This window comes from Nocardioides sp. ChNu-153, assembly GCF_030466625.1.
Classification (GTDB): Bacteria; Actinomycetota; Actinomycetes; order Propionibacteriales; family Nocardioidaceae; genus Nocardioides.
On sequence record NZ_JADEVT010000006.1, the window covers coordinates 154476 to 175278 of the forward strand.

Consider the following 20803-nt stretch of genomic DNA (forward strand, 5'->3'; position numbering starts at 1 on the left):
GCTGCGCGTCAGGGGTGCGTGCTCGGCGCCAGCAGGCGCTCGAGGTCGTCCTCCAGCTCCGCGGGCACGACGAAGAGCAGCTCGTCACCGGCCTCGAGCGGCTGCTCGGCGTCCGGCGTGTAGACCTGCCCGTCGCGCAGGATCGTCACCAGCGCGCAGTTGTCGGGGAACGGCACGAGTCCCGAGGGCTTCCCGACGTACGGCGAGTCCTCCGGCAGCGTGAGCTCCACCAGGTTGGCCTGGCCCTGGCGGAAGGTGAAGAGGCGCACCAGGTCGCCGACCGCGACCGCCTCCTCGACCAGCGCCGACATGATGCGCGGGGTCGAGACGCTGACGTCGACGCCCCACGCCTCGTTGAACAGCCACTCGTTGTCGGGGTGGTTGACGCGGCCCACCGTGCGGGGCACGGCGAACTCGGTCTTGGCCAGCAGCGACGTCACCAGGTTGGCCTTGTCGTCGCCGGTGGCGGCGATGACCACGTCGCACTGGTCGAGGCGCGCCTCCTCCAGCGACGATAGCTCGCAGCAGTCGGCGAGCAGCCACTCCGCCTCGGGCACCCGCTCGGGGCGGATGGCGACGGCGGCCTTGTCGATGAGCAGCACCTCGTGGCCGTTGTCGATCAGCTCGGCCGCGACGGAGCGGCCGACCGCCCCGGCGCCGGCGATGGCGACGCGCATCAGCTCTCCTCCGGTCCGCGGGCGATGGTCTGGTAGGCGTGGGCGGCGTTCTCCTCGCGCATCACCAGGTGGAGCATGTCGTTGTCCTGGATGACGCTCTCGCGGTGGGGGAGCGTGCCCTCGCCGAGCCGGTCGATCCAGGCGATCCGGGTGCGGGTCTGCTCCTGGAACGCGACGGTGCGCACGCCCACCCAGCGCTCGGGGGCCGGGACCTGGTCGAGGCGGATGGTGCCCGAGGGGTCGCGGAAGTCGGGCTCGGCCCCGGCGGGCAGGATCCGGCGCAGCACCTGGTCGGCCGTCCACTTCACCGTGGCGACGGTGGTGATGCCGAGCCGCTGGTAGACCTCGGCGCGGCCGGGGTCGTAGATCCGGGCCACGACCTGCTCGATGCCGAACGACTCGCGGGCGACCCGGGCGGCGATGATGTTGGAGTTGTCTCCGCTCGACACCGCCGCGAACGCGTCGGCCCGCTCGATGCCCGCCTTGACGAGCACCTTGCGGTCGAAGCCGAGGCCCGTCACCTTCTCGCCGTTGAAGCCCGGGCCGAGTCGGCGGAAGGCCTCGGAGGCGACGTCGATCACCGAGACGGTGTGGTTGCGGTCCTCCAGGCTCCGCGCCAGCGTCGAACCGACGCGGCCGCAGCCCATGATCACGACATGCACGTGGCGAACCGTAGCCCAGTCGGGCTCGGGCGGGCTCCACCGCGAGGAAGTGGCGCCGCCACCGCGCGGGCGTACGATCGCGCCTCGTGGGTCTCGCCGACGCCTCGAAACGGGTCCTGCTCGGGCGCAAGCTCAGCAGCTCCCAGCTCGGGGAAACACTCCTGCCCAAGCGCATCGCGCTCCCCGTCTTCGCCAGCGACGCGCTCTCGTCCGTGGCCTACGCCCCCGACGAGGTCTTCATCATGCTCTCGATCGCGGGGGCGACGTCCTACGTCTTCTCCCCGTGGATCGGCGTCGCCGTCGCGCTCGTGATGGCCGCGGTCATCCTGTCGTACCGCCAGACGGTGCACGCCTACCCGAGCGGCGGCGGCGACTACGAGGTGGCGAGCGTCAACCTGGGCCCCGCGGCCGGCACCACGGTCGCGAGCGCGCTGCTCGTCGACTACGTGCTCACCGTCGCGGTCTCCATCTCGTCGGGCTCGCAGTACGCGGCCGCGGCCATCCCGTTCCTGTCCGGGCACGAGGTCTTCTTCGCCTCCGCGCTGGTCGTCCTGCTCATGGCGCTCAACCTGCGGGGCATCCGCGAGTCGGGCAGCTACTTCGCCGTGCCGACGTACCTGTTCATGGTCGCGATCCTCGGCATGGCGGTGTACGGCGGCATCCGCTGGTTCGCCGGCACGCTGCCCGAGGTCGAGAGCGCCGACCTGCAGGTGGTGCCGCGCGAGGGGTTCGAGGACCCGCTGAGCCAGTTCGCGATGGTCTTCCTGCTGGCCCGGGCGTTCTCGTCGGGCTGCGCCGCCCTGACCGGGGTGGAGGCCATCTCGAACGGGGTGCCGGCCTTCCGCCGGCCGAAGAGCCGCAACGCCGCGGCGACGCTGCTCATGCTGGGCGCGATCGCCATCACGATGATGATGTCGGTCATCCTGCTGGCCCGGGAGATGGGGCTGCGCTACGTCGACCCGCACGAGGTGGACCGCCTGCGCACCGTGGCGGGCGACCCGCTGCCCGAGGGCTACGACCAGCACACGGTGATCGCCCAGATCGCCGGCGCGCTCTTCTCCGACTTCCCGCCGGGCTTCTACTTCATCGTCACGATGACGGGCATCATCCTCGTGCTGGCGGCCAACACCGCCTTCAACGGCTTCCCGGTGCTGGGCTCGATCCTGGCGAAGGACGGGTACGCCCCGCGCGCCCTCGGCTCGCGCGGCGACCGCCTCGCCTACAGCAACGGCATCGTCTTCCTGGCCGTCATGGCGATCGTGCTCATCGTCGCGTTCGACGCCCAGACCACGAAGCTGATCCAGCTCTACATCGTCGGCGTCTTCGTCTCGTTCAACCTCAGCCAGCTCGGCATGATCCGGCACTGGACGCGGCACCTGGCGAGCGAGAAGGACCCGGCGAGGCGCCGGTCGATGCAGCGCTCGCGCGCCATCAACACGGTCGGCCTCTGCTTCACCGCGGTCGTGCTCGTCGTCGTGCTGGTGACGAAGTTCCTCGAGGGCGCCTGGATCACGATCCTGGCGATGGCGGCGGCGTTCTTCCTCATGCGGGGCATCCGGCGCCACTACGAGCGCGTCGCCCTCGAGCTCGCCGCGGAGGAGGGCGACAAGGTCCTGCCGACGCGCGTGCACGCCATCGTGCTCGTCTCGAAGGTGCACAAGCCGACGCTGCGGGCGCTGGCCTACGCCAAGGCGTCGCGGCCCAACGTCCTGGAGGCCGTCTGCGTCTCGACCGACTCCGCCGACACCGACCGCCTCCTCGAGGCCTGGGACGCCCGGCGCATCGACGTGCCGCTGAAGGTGCTGCACTCGCCGTACCGCGAGCTGATCCGGCCGATCGTCGACTACGCCGTGGAGATCCGCCGCGCCAACCCGCGCGGCGTGGTCGCCGTCTACATCCCGGAGTACGTCGTGGGTCACTGGTGGGAGCAGCTGCTGCACAACCAGAGCGCGCTGCGCCTCAAGGGCCGGCTGCTCTTCACGCCCGGCATCATGGTGACCTCGGTGCCCTACCAGCTGCGCTCGTCCGCCGCCGCCCTGGAGCGCGAGGACCGGCAGATGACCCGCGTCCGGCCCGGCGACCTGCGCCGCGGCCGGGTCACCGACGCCCCGCCGGACCGCGTGACGCCCCCGTCGGAGCGCGGCCGGTGAGCGAGCCGGCTCCTGGCCGCGGTCGGGGCGACCGGCGGCGCGGGCCGCGCGGCGGCGGGGTCCGCCGTACCCGTGTCCCGCGCGGCGCCTCCCGGGTCGGCGAGCGGTTCACCGCGGAGGTCGGCCCGGTCGCCCACGGCGGGCACTGCGTCGCCCGCGTGCAGCTGCCGGACCAGGAGCGCCCCCGCGTCGTCTTCGTGCGCCACGCCCTGCCCGGCGAGCGCGTCGTGCTCGAGGTGACCGAGGGCAGCGACGGCGACCGGTTCTGGCGCGCCGACGCGGTCGTGGTCGAGGAGGCCTCGCCCCACCGCGTGGACGCGCCGTGCCCGTTCGCCGGCCCCGGTCTGTGCGGCGGCTGCGACTTCCAGCACGTCGACCTCGCCCACCAGCGCCGCCTCAAGGCCGACGTCGTGGCCGAGCAGCTGCGCCGCCTCGCGGGCCTCGACCTCGACGTCGAGGTCGAGGCCGTGCCCGGCGACCTCCCCGAGCAGCTGGCGGGCCTGCGGTGGCGCACGCGGGTGCGGTACGTCGCGCTGCCCGACGGCGGGCGCGGCATGCGCCGCCACCGGGCCCACGACGTGGTCGAGGTCGACGACTGCCGCATCGCCCACCCCGACGCGCGCGAGCCCCGGCCCGGTGTGGTGCACGAGGAGGTCGCCGCGGGCGGCACGGGACACCGCTTCGCCGTCGAGGCCGCCGGGTTCTGGCAGGTGCACCCGGGTGCGCCGGCGACGCTCGTCGAGGCCGTGCTCGGGATGCTCGCGCCGCGGGCGGGGGAGCGGGCCCTCGACCTGTACGGCGGGGTGGGGCTGTTCGCGCGCTTCCTCGCCGACCGCGTGGGCCCGGACGGCTCCGTCGTCAGCGTCGAGGGGGACGCCGCGGCCTCCGCCCACGCCGCCACCAACCTCGCGGACGCCCCCGGGGCGCCGCAGGTGCGCCGCGGCGACGTGGCGCAGGTGCTGCGCGACGGCCTCGGTGACCCGGTGGACGTCGTGGTGCTCGACCCGCCCCGCGAGGGCGCGGGACGCGAGGTCGTCGACGAGGTGGTGCGCCGCTCGCCGCGCGCGGTGGCGTACGTCGCGTGCGACCCCGCGGCGCTGGCGCGCGACGTCGCGTCCTTCGCCGAGCGGGGCTACCGCCTGGAGCGGCTTCGCGGGTTCGACCTCTTCCCGATGACCCACCACGTCGAGTGCGTCGCGCTGCTCGTGCCGGACGGTCGCGACGCGGCCTGACCGCTCCTCCGGTTTTCGCTCGACGCCGTGTATCTTGACGTCGAGACAAATGCCGGCCAGCCGCTCCGACCGCGGCCAGGCCGTCCGGCCCGAGGTAAGGCGAGCCTTCCTAGGAAGGTGACCGGGCCCGGCGGCAAGATGGGCCGGGAGCGCGAGACCAGCGACGAGGAGTGTGACTGTGGCAAGTCAGGACAGCTTCGGTGCGAAGAGCACCCTGGACGTGGACGGCAGGTCCTACGAGATCTTCCGTCTCGACGCGGTGACCGGTGAGGGGCTCGACGTCGCGTCGCTGCCGTTCTCGCTCAAGGTCCTGCTGGAGAACCTCCTCCGCACGGAGGACGGCGCGAACATCACCGCCGACGACATCAAGGCGCTGGCCGGCTGGGACGAGACGGCGGAGCCCGACAAGGAGATCCAGTTCACGCCGGCGCGCGTGATCATGCAGGACTTCACCGGCGTCCCCTGCGTCGTCGACCTCGCCACCATGCGCGAGGCGATGGCCGACCTCGGCGGCGACCCGGCCAAGATCAACCCGCTCGCGCCGGCCGAGATGGTCATCGACCACTCCGTCATCGCCGACGTCTTCGGCTCCCCGGAGGCCTTCGGCCGCAACGTGGAGATCGAGTACGAGCGCAACCGCGAGCGCTACCAGTTCCTGCGCTGGGGCCAGGGCGCCTTCGACGACTTCAAGGTCGTCCCCCCGGGCACCGGCATCGTGCACCAGGTCAACATCGAGCACCTGGCCCGCACCGTCTTCACCCGCGAGGTCGACGGCGAGCTGCAGGCCTACCCCGACACCTGCGTCGGCACCGACTCGCACACGACGATGGTCAACGGCATCGGCGTCGTCGGCTGGGGCGTCGGCGGCATCGAGGCCGAGGCCGCCATGCTCGGCCAGCCGGTCTCCATGCTCATCCCCCGCGTCGTGGGCTTCAAGCTGTCGGGCGACCTGCCCGAGGGCTCGACCGCCACCGACCTGGTGCTGACGATCACCGAGATGCTGCGCAAGCACGGCGTCGTCGGCAAGTTCGTCGAGTTCTACGGCCCCGGCGTCTCCGCGCTGCCGCTGGCCAACCGCGCCACGATCGGCAACATGAGCCCCGAGTTCGGCTCGACCATCGCGGTCTTCCCGATCGACGAGGAGACCACGAAGTACCTCGAGCTCACCGGCCGCTCGCCCGAGCAGCTGGCGCTCGTCGAGGCCTACGCGAAGGCCCAGGGCCTGTGGCACGACCCGGCCGCCGAGCCGCGCTTCTCCGAGAAGCTCGAGCTGGACCTCGCCACCGTCGTGCCGTCCATCGCCGGCCCGAAGCGTCCCCAGGACCGCATCCAGGTCACCGACGCCAAGCAGTCCTTCCGCGCGTCGCTGAAGGACTACGTGGCGGGCGAGGAGGAGGACGGGTACGACGAGTCCGTCGCCGAGACCTTCCCGGCCTCCGACCCGGCCACCAGCAACGGCCACGGCAAGGCGGCCCCGCCGACCGACCACCTCTCCGCGGCGTCCACCGACGGCGGTCGGCCGAGCAACCCGGTCGAGGTCACCCTCGAGGACGGCACCCGGTTCACGCTCGACCACGGCGCGGTCACCATCGCGGCCATCACGTCGTGCACGAACACCTCGAACCCGTCGGTCATGATCGGCGCGGCCCTGCTCGCGAAGAAGGCCGTCGAGAAGGGCCTGCAGCGCAAGCCGTGGGTCAAGACGACGCTGGCGCCGGGCTCGAAGGTCGTCTCGGACTACTACGAGAAGTCCGGCCTCACGCCGTACCTGGACAAGCTGGGCTTCAACCTCGTCGGCTACGGCTGCACCACGTGCATCGGCAACTCGGGCCCGCTCATCCCCGAGGTCTCCGCGGCCGTCAACGAGAAGGACCTCTCGGTCGTCTCGGTGCTGTCGGGCAACCGCAACTTCGAGGGGCGCATCAACCCCGACGTGAAGATGAACTACCTCGCGTCGCCGCCCCTGGTCGTGGCCTACGCCCTCGCCGGCTCGATGGACGTCGACCTGTTCACCGACCCGCTGGGCCAGGACGCCGACGGCAACGACGTGTTCCTCAAGGACGTCTGGCCCTCCCCGGCCGAGGTGGAGGAGACGATCGCCCAGGCGATCAACTCCGACATGTTCGGCGAGAGCTACCAGGACGTCTTCGCGGGCGACGAGCAGTGGCGCTCGCTCCCGACGCCCGAGGGCAAGACGTTCGCCTGGGACCCGGAGTCGACCTACGTCCGGAAGCCCCCGTACTTCGACGGGATGCCCGACGAGCCGACCGCGGTCACCGACATCGACGGTGCGCGCGTGCTGCTCAAGCTCGGCGACTCCGTGACCACCGACCACATCAGCCCGGCCGGTGCGATCAAGAAGGACTCGCCGGCGGGCCGCTACCTCGCCGAGCACGGCGTCGAGAACCGGGACTTCAACTCCTACGGCTCGCGTCGCGGCAACCACGAGGTCATGATCCGCGGCACGTTCGCCAACATCCGGCTGCGCAACCAGCTGGCCCCCGGCACCGAGGGCGGCGTGACGCGCGACTTCACCGCCGGTGGCGAGGTCACGTCGGTGTTCGAGGCCTCCGAGAACTACCAGGCGGCGGGCATCCCGCTCGTCGTGCTGGCGGGCAAGGAGTACGGCTCGGGCTCCTCGCGCGACTGGGCCGCGAAGGGCACGTCGCTCCTGGGCGTCAAGGCCGTCATCGCCGAGAGCTACGAGCGCATCCACCGCTCGAACCTCATCGGCATGGGCGTCGTCCCGCTGCAGTTCCCGGCGGGCGAGAACGCCGAGAGCCTGGGCCTGACCGGCGAGGAGACGTTCTCCATCACCGGCATCACCGAGCTCAACGAGGGCCGCACGCCCAAGACGGTGAAGGTGAAGGCCGGTGACGTCGAGTTCGACGCCGTCGTCCGCATCGACACCCCCGGCGAGGCGAACTACTACCGCAACGGCGGCATCATGCAGTACGTGCTGCGGAGCCTGCTGAAGGGCTGAGCGCCCCCACCCGCGCCGCACCGTCACGACGGCCCGTCACCCCGCGAGGGGTGGCGGGCCGTCGTGCTGCCCGGCCGGCCGGGGTGGCCCGCGGGTGGTTCAGCCGCGGCGCGGGCGGAAGGGCGGCACCCGGTCGAGGCCCTGCGCGAGCGCCCGCAGCGGCCCCTCGAGCGGCCCGCGGTCCCACGGCCGCACGCGCACGACGCGCGGCCACGCCCACCCGAGGGCGACGGTGCCGAGCACGAGGCCGCCGAGCAGCAGCCCCGAGTCGTCGGTCGTGCCGGGCGGGGCGTCGCGCACCCAGGCCGCGGCGACGAGGACCTGCACGACGTACGCCGTGAGGGCCACCGTCCCCGCGCCGGCCAGCAGGGCGAGGACGGGGCGCACCGTGCGGCCCAGGAGGTCCTCGAGCGCGCGTGCGCCCTGCACGACGAGCACGCACAGGCCGAGCTCGAGCGCCAGGACGGGGTGCGTCCCCGAGTACGGCGCGAGCGCGACCTCCCCGGCCGCCTCCGCGCCGAGCAGGCCGGCGACGACGACCGCGGCGACACCGAGGGTCACCACGGTGACGACGCGGCCCCCGTGGCGCGCGAGGAGCACGCCGACCGCCGCGATCGGCAGGAGCTCGACCAGCCGGTAGAACGGGCCGGCCGCCGCCACCTCGAGGGCCCGCGGGTAGAGACCGTCCGCCGGCTCGCCCGCGAAGACCCGCTCGATGCGCCACTCCCCGAGGTGGGTGGTGGCGGATGCGACGACGTCCGGGGCGACCCACAGGAGGGCGGCTACCCCCACCACGAGCACCAGGTCCGGCAGCCGCACGAGCAGCACGGCGAGCAGCGTCAGCACCCCGAGCCAGACCAGCACGACGGCGATCTGGGCGCCGGCGTCCTCCAGCAGGAGGCCGAGGCCCACGAGGGCCACGCCGCGCACGAGCACCGAGGACCACTCGCCGCGCCGTCCCCGGCCCAGCTGCGCGCCCCAGCCGATGAGGAGAGCGAACAGCGGCGCCGTCAGGTGGTCGGCGAGCAGCAGCACCTGGCCGGGGCCGAGCGTGGGCGCGAAGTGCGCCACGAACATCGACAGGATCGCGACGCCGCGCGCGGCGTCGACGGCCAGGTCACGGGACGGGGTGGGGACCGGCATGGGCCGCAGTCTGGCGCACCAGGCCGGCCACGACGTCGGGATCCGCGATCTCCGGCAGCGTCAGCAGCTGCCGCAGGGTCTCCGGGCCGACGCGCGACAGCACCGGCAGCACGTGCTCCCAGTCGCCGCGGGCCACCACGGCGGCCACCACCTGCCGCTGGGTCTCGCGCTCGAGGCGGGTGAGCAGCTCGAAGAGGCGGGTGCGGGTGTCCAGCCCCAGGACGCCGAGCAGGAGGACGGCGTCGGCGGCCCGCCCGGCGTCGGTGGCGGCCGCGAGCACCCGCAGCAGCGTCGCATCGGGCAGGCCCGCGACGACCGCGTCGAGCGCCCCGGCGTCCTCGGCGTGCAGCGCGACCTCCAGCACCGCGAGGCCCGGGGCGTCCCGGATCACCTCGACGCTCGCGCGCGGGGCCATGACCCCCACGAAGCCGCCGAGCGCCAGGTGCTCGGCGCTCGCCAGCATCCGCCGGCCCACGGCGACGAGCAGCGGCTCGGGCAGGTCGGCGACGAGCGGCCCGCTGCGGGCCGGGTCGAGGTACGTCGTCAGCTCGGCCAGGAAGTCGGGGGAGATGCGCGCCGCTAGCCGCACGGCGTCGGGCTGCGGCATGACCTCGGCGGTCCGGGCCGCGACGAGCGGGCCCAGCGCGGCCTCCGCCACGCGGGCGCAGACGGCGACGGGGACGAACCGCGTCAGGCCGGCCAGCCGGGCGAAGCGGTGCTCGTGGCGGCGGTGGCGGGCGTCCACCACCCGGCGGCGCAGGCGGGCCACCTCCGTCGGACCGAGCTCGGCCAGGAAGTCGAGCGTCGGGTCGTCCGCGCCCAGCGCCAGCTCGTGGCGCAGGCGCGCCAGCTCCACGGCGACGTGGCCGGTCCCGGTGGAGGGGCCGGTGGGCGTGGCGGTGGCGGTCAGGGACACGTCACTCCGCCCCCGCCCGGGTGCCGGCGCCGGTCTCCGCGGGCTCGTCGGCCGGGAACAGCGCCGCGGCGACCCGACGGCGCAGGGGAGCGGGCACGAAGCGCACGGCGTCGCGCATGCTCCGGCGTACCTCGAGGTCCTCGGCGTGCTGCGCCATCGCGATCGCGGTGTCGAGCGCCTCGAGGTCGGCCGGGTCGCAGCGCTCGAGGGCCGCGAGCTCCGTGAGGGGTACGTCGAGACGCTCCGCGACGCGGACGAGCGGGGGCGGGACGGGGACGCCCTGGGTCACGGGCCCACCGCGTCGAGGCGGGCCACGGTGGCGGTGTCGCCGACCGCCCGGGCTGCGGCAGACACCCCGGCGAGCGCAGCAGGCCCGGCGGGGGGCTCGAGGAGCGTGCGCAGGGTGGCGTCGTCGACGTGCGGGAGGCCGGGGAGCACCTCCGACCAGGCCCCGAGCTCGGCGGCCACCGTGAGGAACCCGGCCCGGTGCTCGACGGGCAGGGACGCGAGGCAGGTGAGGACGCGCCCGCGGCCCGGGGCGTCGAGGGCGGTGAGGAGGGTCAGGGCGTCGGTCTCGGTGCCGTGGTCGTGGCACGCGGCGAGCACGGTGCGCAGCGCGTCCACCGGCAGCTCCCGCACCAGGCCGGGCAGCACGGACCGGTCGTCGACCAGCAGCGCGACCTGGAGCAGGGCGGCGGGGTCCGCGTGCTCCACCACCGCGAGCGCGGCCTCGGGGGGCACGGCCGAGACGAGCCGGCCGAGCACGAGGTGCTCGCCCTCGTCGAGCAGGCGGCGGCCGACGGCGGTCACCAGGGCCGGGTCGAGTCCGGGCACGACGCGCTGGACGCCGGCGGTGTCGAGGGAGAGCGTGAGCTCGGCGAGGAAGTCCAGGGGCAGGCGTCCGGCGAGCCGCACGGCGTCGTCGGGGTCGAGCGCGCTCGCGACCCGGGCGCCGACGACGGGGCCGGCCTGCTGGGCCGCCCGCGCCGCGAGCCCCGGCGGGAGCACGCCGGCGAGGCCCGCGACCCGGCGCAGTCGGGCCTCGTGGCGGGCGGCGAGGCTGGTGGCGACGTCGGTGCGCAGCGCCCGCAGGGCCTCGGCCGGCTCGTCCGCGAGGAACGCGAGCTCGTCGGGGGCGAGGTCGAGCTCGTGGGCCAGCTTCGCCAGCTCCGCGCGGGTCGCCAGGCGGGCGGCGACGTCGCCGAGGGCCGGGGGAGCCGCCGGGTCCGGGCGGTCCGCGGGGGTGGCGGGGGCGCCGGGCTCAGGCATCGTCGTCCCCCAGCAGCAGCGCGCGGGCGCGGCCCCGCAGCGGCAGCGGCACCATCCGCAGCGCCGCCGCCAGCCCGTCCTCGACGGCGCGGTCCTCGGCGAGCACCGCGAGACCCACGGCGTCGGCCAGCACGGCCACGTCCGCCTCGTCGTGGCCCTCCAGGAGCGCCAGGCGCTCGACCGGCAGGCCGAGCCGGGTGGCGAGCTCGTCCACGGATCGCGACATGGCGGCCACCCTACTGTCGGGTAGGACGGACCGGGAGGCATGCTGGGCCGAGGCCGTCGCCGGTGGGTCCACCGGCGGCTCGGGCGCCGGGTGGCGCCGGTGGTCGCGAGGAGAGGAGTGCCCCGTGCTGGTTGCGTTCTCGGTCGCCCCGACGACGGGTGGCGACGACGGCTCGGTGAGCGCGGCGGTGGCCGCCGCGGTGCGCGTCGTGCGGGAGTCGGGCCTCCCGAACCGCACCGACGCCATGTTCACCACCCTGGAGGGGGAGTGGGACGAGGTGATGGCCGTCGTCAAGGAGGCCGTCGACGTCGTCACCGCGGTCTCCCCGCGCACCAGCCTCGTGCTGAAGGCCGACATCCGACCGGGCTGGACCGGCGAGCTGACCGGCAAGGTCGAGCGCGTCGAGGCCGCCCTGCAGGAGCAGGCATGAGCGCCGGGGAAGCCGCCGCGTCCGACGGTGCCGTCGCGCGCACCCTCGACCTCGTCCACGTGCCGGGCTTCGGCACGGAGGACGTGCTCGTGGGGTTGCACGGCCCCGACGAGGGCGCGGTGTTCACCGGCACGGAGGACGGCGCGCTCCTGCGCATCTCCCACGACGGCCGCCGCGTCACCCGGGTCGGCCACACCGCCGGCCGGCCCCTGGGCCTGGAGCACCTGCCCGACGGCCGGCTGCTCGTCTGCGACGCCCGGCGCGGCCTGCTCGCCGTCGACCTGGCCGGCGACCGCGTCGAGACCCTCGTGCGCGAGGTCGACGGCACACCGATGCGGTTCTGCAACAACGCCGCCGTCGCACCCGACGGCACGATCTTCTTCTCCGACTCCTCGCTGCGGCACGGCATCGACGAGTGGAAGCACGAGATGGTGCGCGTCACCCGCACCGGCCGCCTGCTGCGCCGTGCGCCGGACGGCACGGTCGAGGTGCTCCTCGACGACCTCGGCTTCGCGAACGGTGTCGCGCTGGCGCCCGACGGCTCCTGGGTGGCGGTGGCCGAGACGGCGCTGCGCACCGTCGTACGGCTGTGGCTGACCGGTCCGCGCGCCGGTGAGCGCGACCTGCTGGCCGACGACCTCCCGGGCTACCCCGACAACATCGCGACCGGCAGCGACGGCCTGACCTGGATCGCCGTGGCCAGCCCGGAGGACCCGCTGATCACCCGCATCCAGCGCGGCCCCGGCTGGGTACGGCGCGCCGTGACCGCCGTGCCGGACCGCCTCCAGCCCGCCCCCCGCCGTACCGTGCGGGCGATCGCGCTCGACGCCGACGGCGGGGTCGTGCACGACCTCGAGGTGCGGGACCCGGCGACGCGGGCGCAGTTCCACATGGTGACGGGCGTGCGGGAGCACGACGGCCGGGTCTGGCTCGGCAGCCTGCACGAGGGCTCGGTGGCCCGCGTCGACCTGTGAGGTGCCGGCCGAGGGGCCGGCCCGAGGATCCGGGAGCACGCGCACCCGGCCGATACACTCGACAGACGCCCTCGGCACGGTCGCGGGCGCGCACGGACCACGAGCGACGACACGACGGAAGGGACGCGGCTGATGGGCTACCTGGAGTCGGTGACGGCGCCGGAGGACCTGCGTGACCTCACGGCCCCGCAGCTCGAGGAGCTGGCCACGGAGATCCGGGACCTGCTCGTCGCGACCTGCGCCACGACCGGCGGCCACCTCGGCCCGAACCTCGGCGTCGTCGAGCTGACGCTCGCGATCCACCGCACCTTCGACTCGCCCCACGACCGCGTCGTCTTCGACACCGGCCACCAGACCTACGTGCACAAGCTGATGACCGGTCGCGCCCCCCGCTTCTCGTCGCTGCGCCAGGAGGGCGGCCTGTCGGGCTACCCGAGCCAGGACGAGTCCGCCCACGACATCGTGGAGAACTCCCACGCCTCCACCGCCCTCAGCTACGCCGACGGCCTTGCCAAGGCCTACGCGCTGCAGGGCGAGGACCGCCACGTCGTCGCCGTCATCGGCGACGGCGCGCTCACGGGCGGCATGGCCTGGGAGGCGCTCAACAACATCGCGATCTCCCCGCGCAGCCGCCTCGTGATCGTCGTGAACGACAACGGCCGCAGCTACACCCCGACGATCGGTGGCCTCGCGACCGCCCTGACGACCCTGCGCACCAGCCCGCGCTACGAGAACGTGCTCGACCTCGTCAAGCGACGCCTGAACGCGGTGCCGGGGGTCGGCCCCGCGGCGTACGACGCGCTCCACGCCATCAAGAAGGGCGTCAAGGACGCCATCGCCCCGCAGGGCCTCTTCGAGGACCTCGGGCTGAAGTACGTCGGGCCCGTCGACGGCCACGACCTCGACGCGCTCGAGCACGCGCTCGCCCAGGCCAAGGGATTCGGCGGCCCCGTCATCGTCCACGCCCTGACCCGCAAGGGCCACGGGTACGACGCGGCGGAGCGCCACGAGGCCGACCAGTTCCACGCGCCCGGCCCCTTCGACGTCGGCACCGGCGTCGAGAAGCCGAAGGCCCGCGGGTGGACCGACGTGTTCTCCGAGGAGATCGTCACCCTCGGCGAGCAGCGTCCCGACCTCGTGGCCCTGACCGCGGCCATGCTGCACCCCGTCGGCCTGCAGGCCTTCGCCGAGCGCTTCCCCGACCGCGTCTTCGACGTGGGCATCGCCGAGCAGCACGCGGCGACGTCGGCGGCCGGTCTCGCGCTCGCCGGCATGCACCCGGTCTTCGCCGTCTACGCCACGTTCCTCAACCGCGCCTTCGACCAGGTGCTGATGGACGTCGCCCTGCACCGCTGCGGCGTCACGTTCGTGCTCGACCGCTCGGGCGTGACGGGCGACGACGGCGCCAGCCACAACGGCATGTGGGACATGTCGCTGCTCCAGCTCGTGCCCGGCCTGCGCCTGGCCGCGCCGCGCGACGGGGCCCGTCTCGCCGAGCTGCTCGCCGAGGCCGTCACCGTCGGGGACGCGCCGACCGTCGTGCGCTACCCGAAGGGCCCGCCGCCGGCCGACATCCCGGCGCTCGAGCAGGTCGGCGGCGTCGACGTGCTCCACCGCAGCGGGGACGAGGACGTCCTCGTCGTCGCCGTGGGCGCGATGGCCACGACCGCGCTCGAGGTCGCCGAGCGCCTGGGCGCCCACGGCGTCGGCGTCACCGTCGTCGACCCGCGGTGGGTCGTGCCCGTCAACCCCGCCCTCGTCGAGCTGTCCCGGCGCCACCGCCTCGTCGTCAGCGTCGAGGACGGCGGCCGCGTCGGCGGCTGCGGCGTCGCGCTGCTCACCGCGCTCAACGAGGCCCGCGTGAGCACGCCGGTGCGGATCCACGCGCTGCCGCAGGAGTTCCTGCACCACGCCAAGCGCGCCGCGATCCTCGAGCAGGTCGGTCTCGACCCGCAGACGCTCGCGCGGCAGTGCCTCGAGGAGATCACCGCGCTCGCCGACCGCGGCCCGCTGCTCGACGTCGACCACTCCGGCTGATCCCGGGGAGGCCGACCCGGGGGCCGACCCGGGGAGGCCGAGCCGGGAGCCCGCTCGCCCCGGCGGGGCGCCACGTCGTACGGTCCTCCGCGTGAACGTCATGCGCACCAAGTCCGTCGAGCGCTCGATCGCCGACACCGAGGAGCCCGAGCACCGGCTCAAGAAGAACCTGACCGCCGTCGACCTGACGGTCTTCGGCGTCGGCGTCATCATCGGCGCGGGCATCTTCGTGCTGACCGGCACGGTGGCGGCCTCGAACGCGGGGCCGGCCATCGCCCTGTCCTTCGCGGTCGCGGGCCTCGCCTGCGCGCTCGCCGCGCTCTGCTACGCCGAGTTCGCCTCGACGGTCCCGGTCGCCGGCAGCGCCTACACGTTCAGCTACGCCACGGCCGGCGAGCTCGTGGCGTGGATCATCGGGTGGGACCTGGTGCTCGAGTTCACCGTCGGCTCGGCCGCGCTGGCCACGAGCTTCTCGGGCTACCTGTCGAGCCTGCTCGACGGCACGGCGCTCGCGCTGCCCACCCAGCTGTCCAGCTCCACCGACGGCGTGATCGACCTCCCCGCCGTCGTCATCTCGCTGCTCGTCATGGCCGTGCTCATCGGCGGCATCAAGCTGTCGAGCCGCATCAACCAGGTCGTCGTGGCCATCAAGCTGGCCGTGGTCGCCATCGTCATCGTGATGGGCGTCGGCTACATCAGCGCCGACAACTACTCGCCGTTCGTCCCGCCGTCGCAGCCCACCCCGGACTCCGAGGGCGGCTTCCTCCACACGCCGCTCGTCTCCTCGATCTTCGGCCTCGACCCGGCCGTGTACGGCGTCGCGGGCGTCATCGCCGGCGCCTCCATCGTGTTCTTCGCCTTCATCGGCTTCGACGTCGTCGCCACGACCGCCGAGGAGACCATCGACCCGCAGCGCAACGTGCCGATCGGCATCCTGTCCTCCCTCGCGATCGTCACCGGGCTCTACATCGCCGTCAGCCTCGTCATCACGGGCATGCAGAGCTACGAGGACATCGACCCCGACAGCGCGGCACCGCTCTCCGACGCCTTCGCGGCCGTGGGCCGCGACTGGATCGGCGACCTCATCGCCGTCGGCGCCTGCATCGGCCTCACCGTCGTCGTGATGATCCTGATGATGGGCCAGACGCGCGTCGCGTTCGCGATGTCGCGCGACGGCCTCTTCCCGAAGGGCCTCGCCAAGGTCCACCCGCGGTTCGGCACGCCGTACCGGATCACCCTCATCACCGGCATCGCCGTCGCCCTCATGAGCGGTCTCGTGCCGTTCACGACGCTCGGCGAGCTCGTCAACATCGGCACGCTCTTCGCGTTCATCCTCGTCAGCATCGGCGTCGTCGTGCTGCGCCGCACCCGTCCCGACCTGCCGCGTGCCTTCCGCACCCCGGCCGTCGGGTTCGTGGCCACCGCGTCGGTGCTGCTGTGCGGCTACCTCATGCTGAACCTCACCGGCGAGACGTGGCTGCGCTTCGGGATCTGGATGGTCATCGGCGTCGTCGTCTACTTCGCGTACGGCGTGCGCCGCTCCAACCTGGCGCGCGAGGAGGCCGCGGCGCGGGGCTGACGCACCCGGCCGACGGTCCGGGGGAGTGGGGCGCAGGTCTCACCCCCGGGCCCGCCCGCGGGGGAACAACGGGCGCCACCACTACGGTTGTGCCACCGACCCTGCCCGAGCGAGAGGAGCCGCCCGATGGACCACGACCGCGCCGACCGGCTGGTGCACATCGTCGACGACGTCGAGCCGCTCGAGGCCCCGGTGCTCGTGCTGGCCCTGGAGGGCTTCCTCGACGCGGGACGGGCGTCGGTGCTCGCGGCCGAGCACCTGCTCGCGGACCGCGGCCCGGTCGTCGCCACGTTCGACGTCGACGAGCTCTACGACTACCGGGCGCGCCGTCCCCCGGTGTCGTTCGTCCGTGACCGCTACGAGGACTACGCGGCCCCGCGCCTCGTGGTGCGCCGCCAGCGCGACGCGGAGGGCACGCCGTACCTGCTGCTGGTGGGCCCCGAGCCCGACGTGCGCTGGGAGGCCTTCGCCCGCGCCGTGCGCGTGCTGGTGGAGCGCCTGGGTGTCTCCCGCGTCGTCGCCCTGGCCGCCGTGCCGATGGCCGTGCCGCACACCCGGCCCGTCGCGCTGACCGTGCACGCCAACGAGGCCGACCTGGTGACGGGTCCGTCGCCCTGGCAGGGCGAGCTGCGGGTGCCGTCCAGCGCCCAGGCCATGCTGGAGATCCGCCTCGGCGAGTGGGGGCACCCGATGCAGGGCGCCGTCGTCCACGTGCCGCACTACCTCGCGCAGATGGGCTACCCGCGTGCCGCCATCAGCCTGCTCGAGCACGTCGCGCAGGCCGCGTCGCTGTCGTTCGACCTGACGACGCTGCGCGCGGACGCCGAGCGTACGGACGCCGAGATCGCCGACTACCTGACCGAGCACGGCGAGGTGCTCGAGGTGGTGCAGGGCCTCGAGCGCCAGTACGACACGTTCCACCGCGCCGAGGAGCAGGGCTCGAACCTGCTCGCGCCCGAGGAGCCGCTGCCCTCCGGCGAGGAGATCGGCCGGCAGTTCGAGCAGTTCCTCGCCGGTCTCGAGGGCCCCGACGTGCCCGACGACCGCACCTGACCGCTCGCCCCGAACGTCCCGCACCCCGACCGACACACCCCGCCGTGACCGTCCGCGGCGGGGCGCAGAAAGGCCCGCCATGCCGCAGACCGCCGACGAGCTCCTCGACCTGCTCGACATCGAGACGATCGACGTCAACCTCTTCCGCGGCCGCCAGCCCGACACGTCGCGCCAGCGGGTCTTCGGCGGCCAGGTCGCGGCGCAGGCCTTCCTCGCCGGCGCCCGGACGGTCGCCCCGGAGCGCCTCGCGCACTCGCTGCACGCCTACTTCCTGCGCCCCGGCGACCCCGCCGTCCCGATCGTGTACGACGTGCAGCGCCTCCGCGACGGGCGTGCGTTCTCGACCCGCCGCGTCGTGGCCCGCCAGCACGGGCGCGACATCTTCTACGTGACCATCAACTTCCAGGACGAGGAGCCCGGCTTCGACCACCAGGCGGGCGCGCCGACGGTCGTGCCGCCGGAGGAGTCCCTGCGGCTCGTCGACATCATCCGCAGCCGCAGCGAGGGCGGCGTGGACGTCGAGGCCTGGGAGCGGGAGTGGTCGGCGCTCGACGTGCGCTACGTCGGCGTGAGCGGCCTGGGGCTGCCCGTCGACCCCGCCCGTCCCGCCCAGGCGCGCATCTGGGTGCGCGTCGACGGCGAGATCCCTGACGATCAGGCGCTGCAGCGGGCCGTCTTCATCTACGCGAGCGACCTGACGCTGCTCGGCGCGACGCTGGTGCCCCACGGGCTGACGCTCAACTCGCCGGGGATCCAGCCGGCGTCGCTCGACCACACGGTGTGGTTCCACCGCCCGTTCCGCGCCGACCGCTGGTGGCTCTACGACCAGGAGTCGCCCTCGGCCTCGGGTGCCCGCGGGCTGTCGCTCGCGGGCATCTACACCGAGGACGGCACGCGCGCCGCGACGGTGGCGCAGGAGGGCCTCATCCGGCCCGTGGCCGGCCCGAACGTCGGCGGTCCCTGACCCTTCCCCGCGACCCTGCGGCATCCCGGGACGACACGTGGCGGGGGCCCCGGCCGTCCCGGGAGCCCCCGCCACGTGGCGGTGGTGGCGCGTCAGCGCGCGGTGCTGCGCCCCAGCAGGTGCACCGAGCCGCGGCGCGGGTCGGACAGCGAGAACGCGAACCCGTCCTCGGTCGGGCGCGAGCCGAACGCGACCGTCCCCGGCAGGAAGATCGGCTTGCGGAACGACACCTCGACGGTGACGGCGTCGGGCAGCCGGTTCTCCAGCTGCGCGACGCAGCGCGCCTTGCTCCACATGCCGTGCGCGATCTGGCGCGGGAAGCCCAGCGCCTTCGCGGTCAGCGGGTAGAGGTGGATGGGGTTGTGGTCGCCGGAGACCGCGGCGTAACGGCGGCCGAGGTCGGCCGGCAGCTTCCACTGCGTCCCGGTGGGGCCGACCTCCTCGAAGAGGGTGCCGAAGGGTGCGTCGGCGTCGCCGCGACCGCGCCGCAGGTAGACCGACGTGCTCTCCCAGACCAGCTCCTCGCCGACGTACGCCGTCGTGGTGAAGTCGAGCACCCGGCCCTTCGGGTGCGGCCGGGCCGGGGCGACCGCGGTGCGCACGGCCAGCGTCTCGCCGATCGCGACGGGCCGGTGCTGCGTGATCGCGTTCTCGAGGTGGACCGTGCCGATGGCCGGGTAGGGGAACGCCGGGTCGCTCATGATCGCCATGTGCAGCGGGAAGGCGAGCATGTGCGGGTACGTCAGCGGCACGACGTCCTTGGTCGGGAACCCGCAGACCCCGGCGTACGCCGCCACCTCGTCCCTCTCGACCACCACGGCCGGGCGGGTGAACGCCAGGCCGGTGAAGTCCGCGGCGGGACGCTTGCGCACCCCGGGCAGCTGGTTCACGCCGGGTACGGCGGGCAGCGCGGCCCGGGCGAGCACGGCGAGCCCGCCGGTGCTGCCCGAGAGCGTGCGGGCCTCGTCCTGGGCGGCCACCGCGTCAGGCCCCCAGCATCATCTGGCCGCACACGCGGACCACGTTGCCGTTGACGGCGGTGGACCCGGGGGAGGCGTACCAGGCGATGGTCTCGGCGACGTCCACCGGGAGGCCGCCCTGCGCCATGGCGTTGAGGCGCTGGCCCACCTCGCGGGTCGCGAACGGCACGGCGGCCGTCATCTGGGTGACGATGAACCCCGGGGCCACCGCGTTGACGGTGATGCCGTCGGACAGCGTCGGCGCCAGCGCGTCGACGAGACCGATGACGCCCGCCTTGGAGGCCGCGTAGTTGGTCTGCCCGACGTTGCCCGCGATGCCGGCGATCGAGGCGACGCCGATGATGCGGCCGTTCGGCCGGATGGCGTCCTGCTCGAGGAGCTCGGCGGTGATGAGCTCGGGCGCGGAGACGTTGACCGCGATGACGGAGTCCCAGCGGTCCTCGCCCATGTTGGCCAGCTTCTTGTCGCGGGTGATGCCGGCGTTGTGGACGACGATGTCGACGCCGCCGTGCTTCTCCTTGACGTGGTGCGCGATGCGCTGCGGCGCGTCGGGCGCGGTGATGTCGAGGGCGATGTGGTCGCCGTCGAGCTCCTTGACCAGCGCGACGAGGTCGGAGGCGGCCTGCGGCACGTCGACACCCACCACGGTGGCGCCGTCGCGGTGCAGCACCCGCGCGATCTGCTCGCCGATGCCGCGGCTGGCGCCGGTGACCAGGGCGACCTTGCCGGCCAGCGGCTCGGTCGGGTCGGCCACCGGCTCGGCCGTGGTGGAGCCGGTGGTGCCGACGCGCACGACCTGGCCCGACACGTAGGCCGACTTGGGGGAGAGGAAGAAGGCGAGCGTGGAGTCGACCGCGCCCTCGGCGCCGGGGGCGACGTACACGAGCTGCACGGTGCTGCCGCGCCCGATCTCCTTGCCCAGCGAGCGCGTGAAGCCCTCGAGGGCGCGCTGGGCGATGCGCTCGCCGGTGGAGCCGGTGGTCTCGGGCGGCGTGCCGAGCACGACGACGTGCGTGCACGGCGCGAGGCTGCGCAGCACCGGGGTGAAGAAGTCGCGCAGGGCGCCGAGCTCCGCGGCCGAGGTCAGGCCGGTGGCGTCCAGGACGAGGCCCTTGTACGTCGCGCCGTCCTCCCGCGTCGTCGTGGCGGTGATGCCGAGGCCGTCGAGCACCTCGGGCAGCTGCTCCACGAGACGGCCGGTGCCGCCCACGAGGACGGTGCCGTCGACGAGGGGCGCGCCCTCGACGTAGCGGTCCAGGGCCACCGGGCTGGGCAGGCCGAGATTCTTGACGAGGAACTTGCCGACGGGGCTCGCGACGAACCCCTGGTAGCGGTCGGTCATGGTCAGACGTCCTCCAGTGCGCGGATGGTTCGGCGACAAGACGGGCATGATGGGCGAGCAGTAGACTACTCACCAGTAGTAACGTGTGGTGCAACTCGGTGTCCACATTCCGTGACCTGGCGCTCACCGGGTACCGCCCAGGCCGCGGTCGCCGCCAGGATAGGCACACCCGTCGTCCCCAGGATC

18 protein-coding genes are annotated in these 20803 nt (G+C 73.9%); 9 read left to right on the plus strand and 9 right to left on the minus strand.

Features of this window, described 5'->3' with window-relative positions; all coding sequences use genetic code 11:
* Positions 1 to 8: 8 nt before the first annotated feature.
* The gene (locus tag INN71_RS10310) at positions 9 to 677 is read right to left on the minus strand and encodes a TrkA family potassium uptake protein (protein ID WP_277498303.1); all 669 of its coding nucleotides are present in this window, start codon (positions 675 to 677) and stop codon (positions 9 to 11) included.
* Positions 677 to 1339 (minus strand): TrkA family potassium uptake protein, encoded by a 663-nt coding sequence (locus tag INN71_RS10315; protein WP_277498305.1) that lies wholly within the window; start codon positions 1337 to 1339, stop codon positions 677 to 679. The genes INN71_RS10310 and INN71_RS10315 overlap by 1 nt, the downstream gene beginning before the upstream one ends.
* Positions 1340 to 1425: 86 nt before the next feature.
* Here INN71_RS10315 and INN71_RS10320 point away from each other — a divergent pair, with 86 nt between their 5' ends.
* The 3 genes from INN71_RS10320 to acnA all read left to right on the plus strand — a co-directional run bounded on the left by INN71_RS10320 (position 1426) and on the right by acnA (position 7704).
* Positions 1426 to 3489, plus strand: coding sequence for an APC family permease (locus INN71_RS10320; protein ID WP_277498306.1), 2064 nt, complete (start codon positions 1426 to 1428; stop codon positions 3487 to 3489).
* A complete protein-coding gene (locus tag INN71_RS10325; protein WP_301800227.1) occupies positions 3486 to 4721 on the plus strand; it encodes a class I SAM-dependent RNA methyltransferase in 1236 nt (411 codons plus the stop codon). Before INN71_RS10320 ends, INN71_RS10325 begins: the two co-directional genes overlap by 4 nt.
* A 178-nt stretch (positions 4722 to 4899) precedes the next feature.
* Positions 4900 to 7704, plus strand: a complete 2805-nt coding sequence (gene acnA / locus INN71_RS10330) for an aconitate hydratase AcnA (protein ID WP_301800229.1) — start codon at positions 4900 to 4902, stop codon at positions 7702 to 7704.
* A 99-nt stretch (positions 7705 to 7803) separates the two neighbouring features.
* Here the strand turns inward: acnA and INN71_RS10335 are convergent, their stop codons facing one another.
* From INN71_RS10335 to INN71_RS10355, 5 genes are read right to left on the minus strand one after another with little or no spacing between them, the layout of a single operon-like run.
* Positions 7804 to 8847: a heparan-alpha-glucosaminide N-acetyltransferase domain-containing protein gene (locus tag INN71_RS10335; protein WP_301800231.1), complete on the minus strand. Its 1044-nt coding sequence runs from the start codon at positions 8845 to 8847 to the stop codon at positions 7804 to 7806.
* Positions 8822 to 9763 carry a hypothetical protein gene (locus INN71_RS10340; protein ID WP_301800233.1) on the minus strand — a complete coding sequence of 314 codons (942 nt, stop codon included), beginning with the start codon at positions 9761 to 9763 and terminating at the stop codon, positions 8822 to 8824. Before INN71_RS10340 ends, INN71_RS10335 begins: the two co-directional genes overlap by 26 nt.
* Before the next feature lies 1 nt (position 9764).
* On the minus strand, positions 9765 to 10052 hold the full coding sequence (locus INN71_RS10345) for a hypothetical protein (protein ID WP_301800235.1): 288 nt from the start codon (positions 10050 to 10052) through the stop codon (positions 9765 to 9767).
* Entirely contained in the window at positions 10049 to 11032 is a 984-nt protein-coding gene (locus INN71_RS10350) for a hypothetical protein (protein WP_301800237.1), read from the minus strand. Before INN71_RS10350 ends, INN71_RS10345 begins: the two co-directional genes overlap by 4 nt.
* Positions 11025 to 11258, minus strand: coding sequence for a hypothetical protein (locus INN71_RS10355; RefSeq protein ID WP_301800238.1), 234 nt, complete (start codon positions 11256 to 11258; stop codon positions 11025 to 11027). Before INN71_RS10355 ends, INN71_RS10350 begins: the two co-directional genes overlap by 8 nt.
* A 124-nt stretch (positions 11259 to 11382) precedes the next feature.
* Between INN71_RS10355 and INN71_RS10360 the strand changes: the two genes are divergently transcribed.
* The 6 genes from INN71_RS10360 (at position 11383) to INN71_RS10385 (ending at position 18295) form a co-directional block, all read left to right on the plus strand.
* A complete protein-coding gene (locus tag INN71_RS10360; RefSeq protein WP_301800239.1) occupies positions 11383 to 11688 on the plus strand; it encodes a thiamine-binding protein in 306 nt (101 codons plus the stop codon).
* Positions 11685 to 12662, plus strand: a complete 978-nt coding sequence (locus INN71_RS10365; protein WP_301800240.1) for an SMP-30/gluconolactonase/LRE family protein — start codon at positions 11685 to 11687, stop codon at positions 12660 to 12662. Before INN71_RS10360 ends, INN71_RS10365 begins: the two co-directional genes overlap by 4 nt.
* A gap of 132 nt (positions 12663 to 12794) precedes the next feature.
* Positions 12795 to 14699: a 1-deoxy-D-xylulose-5-phosphate synthase gene (dxs, locus tag INN71_RS10370; protein WP_301800242.1), complete on the plus strand. Its 1905-nt coding sequence runs from the start codon at positions 12795 to 12797 to the stop codon at positions 14697 to 14699.
* Positions 14700 to 14799: 100 nt separating this feature from the next.
* The gene (locus INN71_RS10375; protein WP_367619029.1) at positions 14800 to 16278 is read left to right on the plus strand and encodes an amino acid permease; all 1479 of its coding nucleotides are present in this window, start codon (positions 14800 to 14802) and stop codon (positions 16276 to 16278) included.
* Between the two features lie 126 nt (positions 16279 to 16404).
* A complete protein-coding gene (locus INN71_RS10380) occupies positions 16405 to 17331 on the plus strand; it encodes a PAC2 family protein (protein ID WP_277498323.1) in 927 nt (308 codons plus the stop codon).
* Between the two features lie 79 nt (positions 17332 to 17410).
* The gene (locus tag INN71_RS10385; protein WP_277498324.1) at positions 17411 to 18295 is read left to right on the plus strand and encodes an acyl-CoA thioesterase II; all 885 of its coding nucleotides are present in this window, start codon (positions 17411 to 17413) and stop codon (positions 18293 to 18295) included.
* Between the two features lie 92 nt (positions 18296 to 18387).
* Here INN71_RS10385 and INN71_RS10390 read toward each other — a convergent pair whose 3' ends face one another.
* Positions 18388 to 19275 (minus strand): MaoC/PaaZ C-terminal domain-containing protein, encoded by an 888-nt coding sequence (locus INN71_RS10390; protein ID WP_277498325.1) that lies wholly within the window; start codon positions 19273 to 19275, stop codon positions 18388 to 18390.
* Between the two features lie 4 nt (positions 19276 to 19279).
* Positions 19280 to 20617 carry a 3-oxoacyl-ACP reductase gene (locus tag INN71_RS10395; RefSeq protein ID WP_301800246.1) on the minus strand — a complete coding sequence of 446 codons (1338 nt, stop codon included), beginning with the start codon at positions 20615 to 20617 and terminating at the stop codon, positions 19280 to 19282.
* Positions 20618 to 20803: the final 186 nt, after the last annotated feature.

Coding starts and splice junctions, on each gene's coding strand:
- INN71_RS10395 (WP_301800246.1), bottom strand. CDS start 20,617: ATGACCGACCGCTACCAGGGGTTCGTCGCGAGCCCCGTCGGCAAGTTC.
- dxs (WP_301800242.1), top strand. CDS start 12,795: ATGGGCTACCTGGAGTCGGTGACGGCGCCGGAGGACCTGCGTGACCTC.
- INN71_RS10355 (WP_301800238.1), bottom strand. CDS start 11,258: ATGTCGCGATCCGTGGACGAGCTCGCCACCCGGCTCGGCCTGCCGGTC.
- INN71_RS10385 (WP_277498324.1), top strand. CDS start 17,411: ATGCCGCAGACCGCCGACGAGCTCCTCGACCTGCTCGACATCGAGACG.
- INN71_RS10375 (WP_367619029.1), top strand. CDS start 14,800: ATGCGCACCAAGTCCGTCGAGCGCTCGATCGCCGACACCGAGGAGCCC.
- INN71_RS10335 (WP_301800231.1), bottom strand. CDS start 8,847: ATGCCGGTCCCCACCCCGTCCCGTGACCTGGCCGTCGACGCCGCGCGC.
- INN71_RS10380 (WP_277498323.1), top strand. CDS start 16,405: ATGGACCACGACCGCGCCGACCGGCTGGTGCACATCGTCGACGACGTC.
- INN71_RS10310 (WP_277498303.1), bottom strand. CDS start 677: ATGCGCGTCGCCATCGCCGGCGCCGGGGCGGTCGGCCGCTCCGTCGCG.
- INN71_RS10350 (WP_301800237.1), bottom strand. CDS start 11,032: ATGCCTGAGCCCGGCGCCCCCGCCACCCCCGCGGACCGCCCGGACCCG.
- INN71_RS10365 (WP_301800240.1), top strand. CDS start 11,685: ATGAGCGCCGGGGAAGCCGCCGCGTCCGACGGTGCCGTCGCGCGCACC.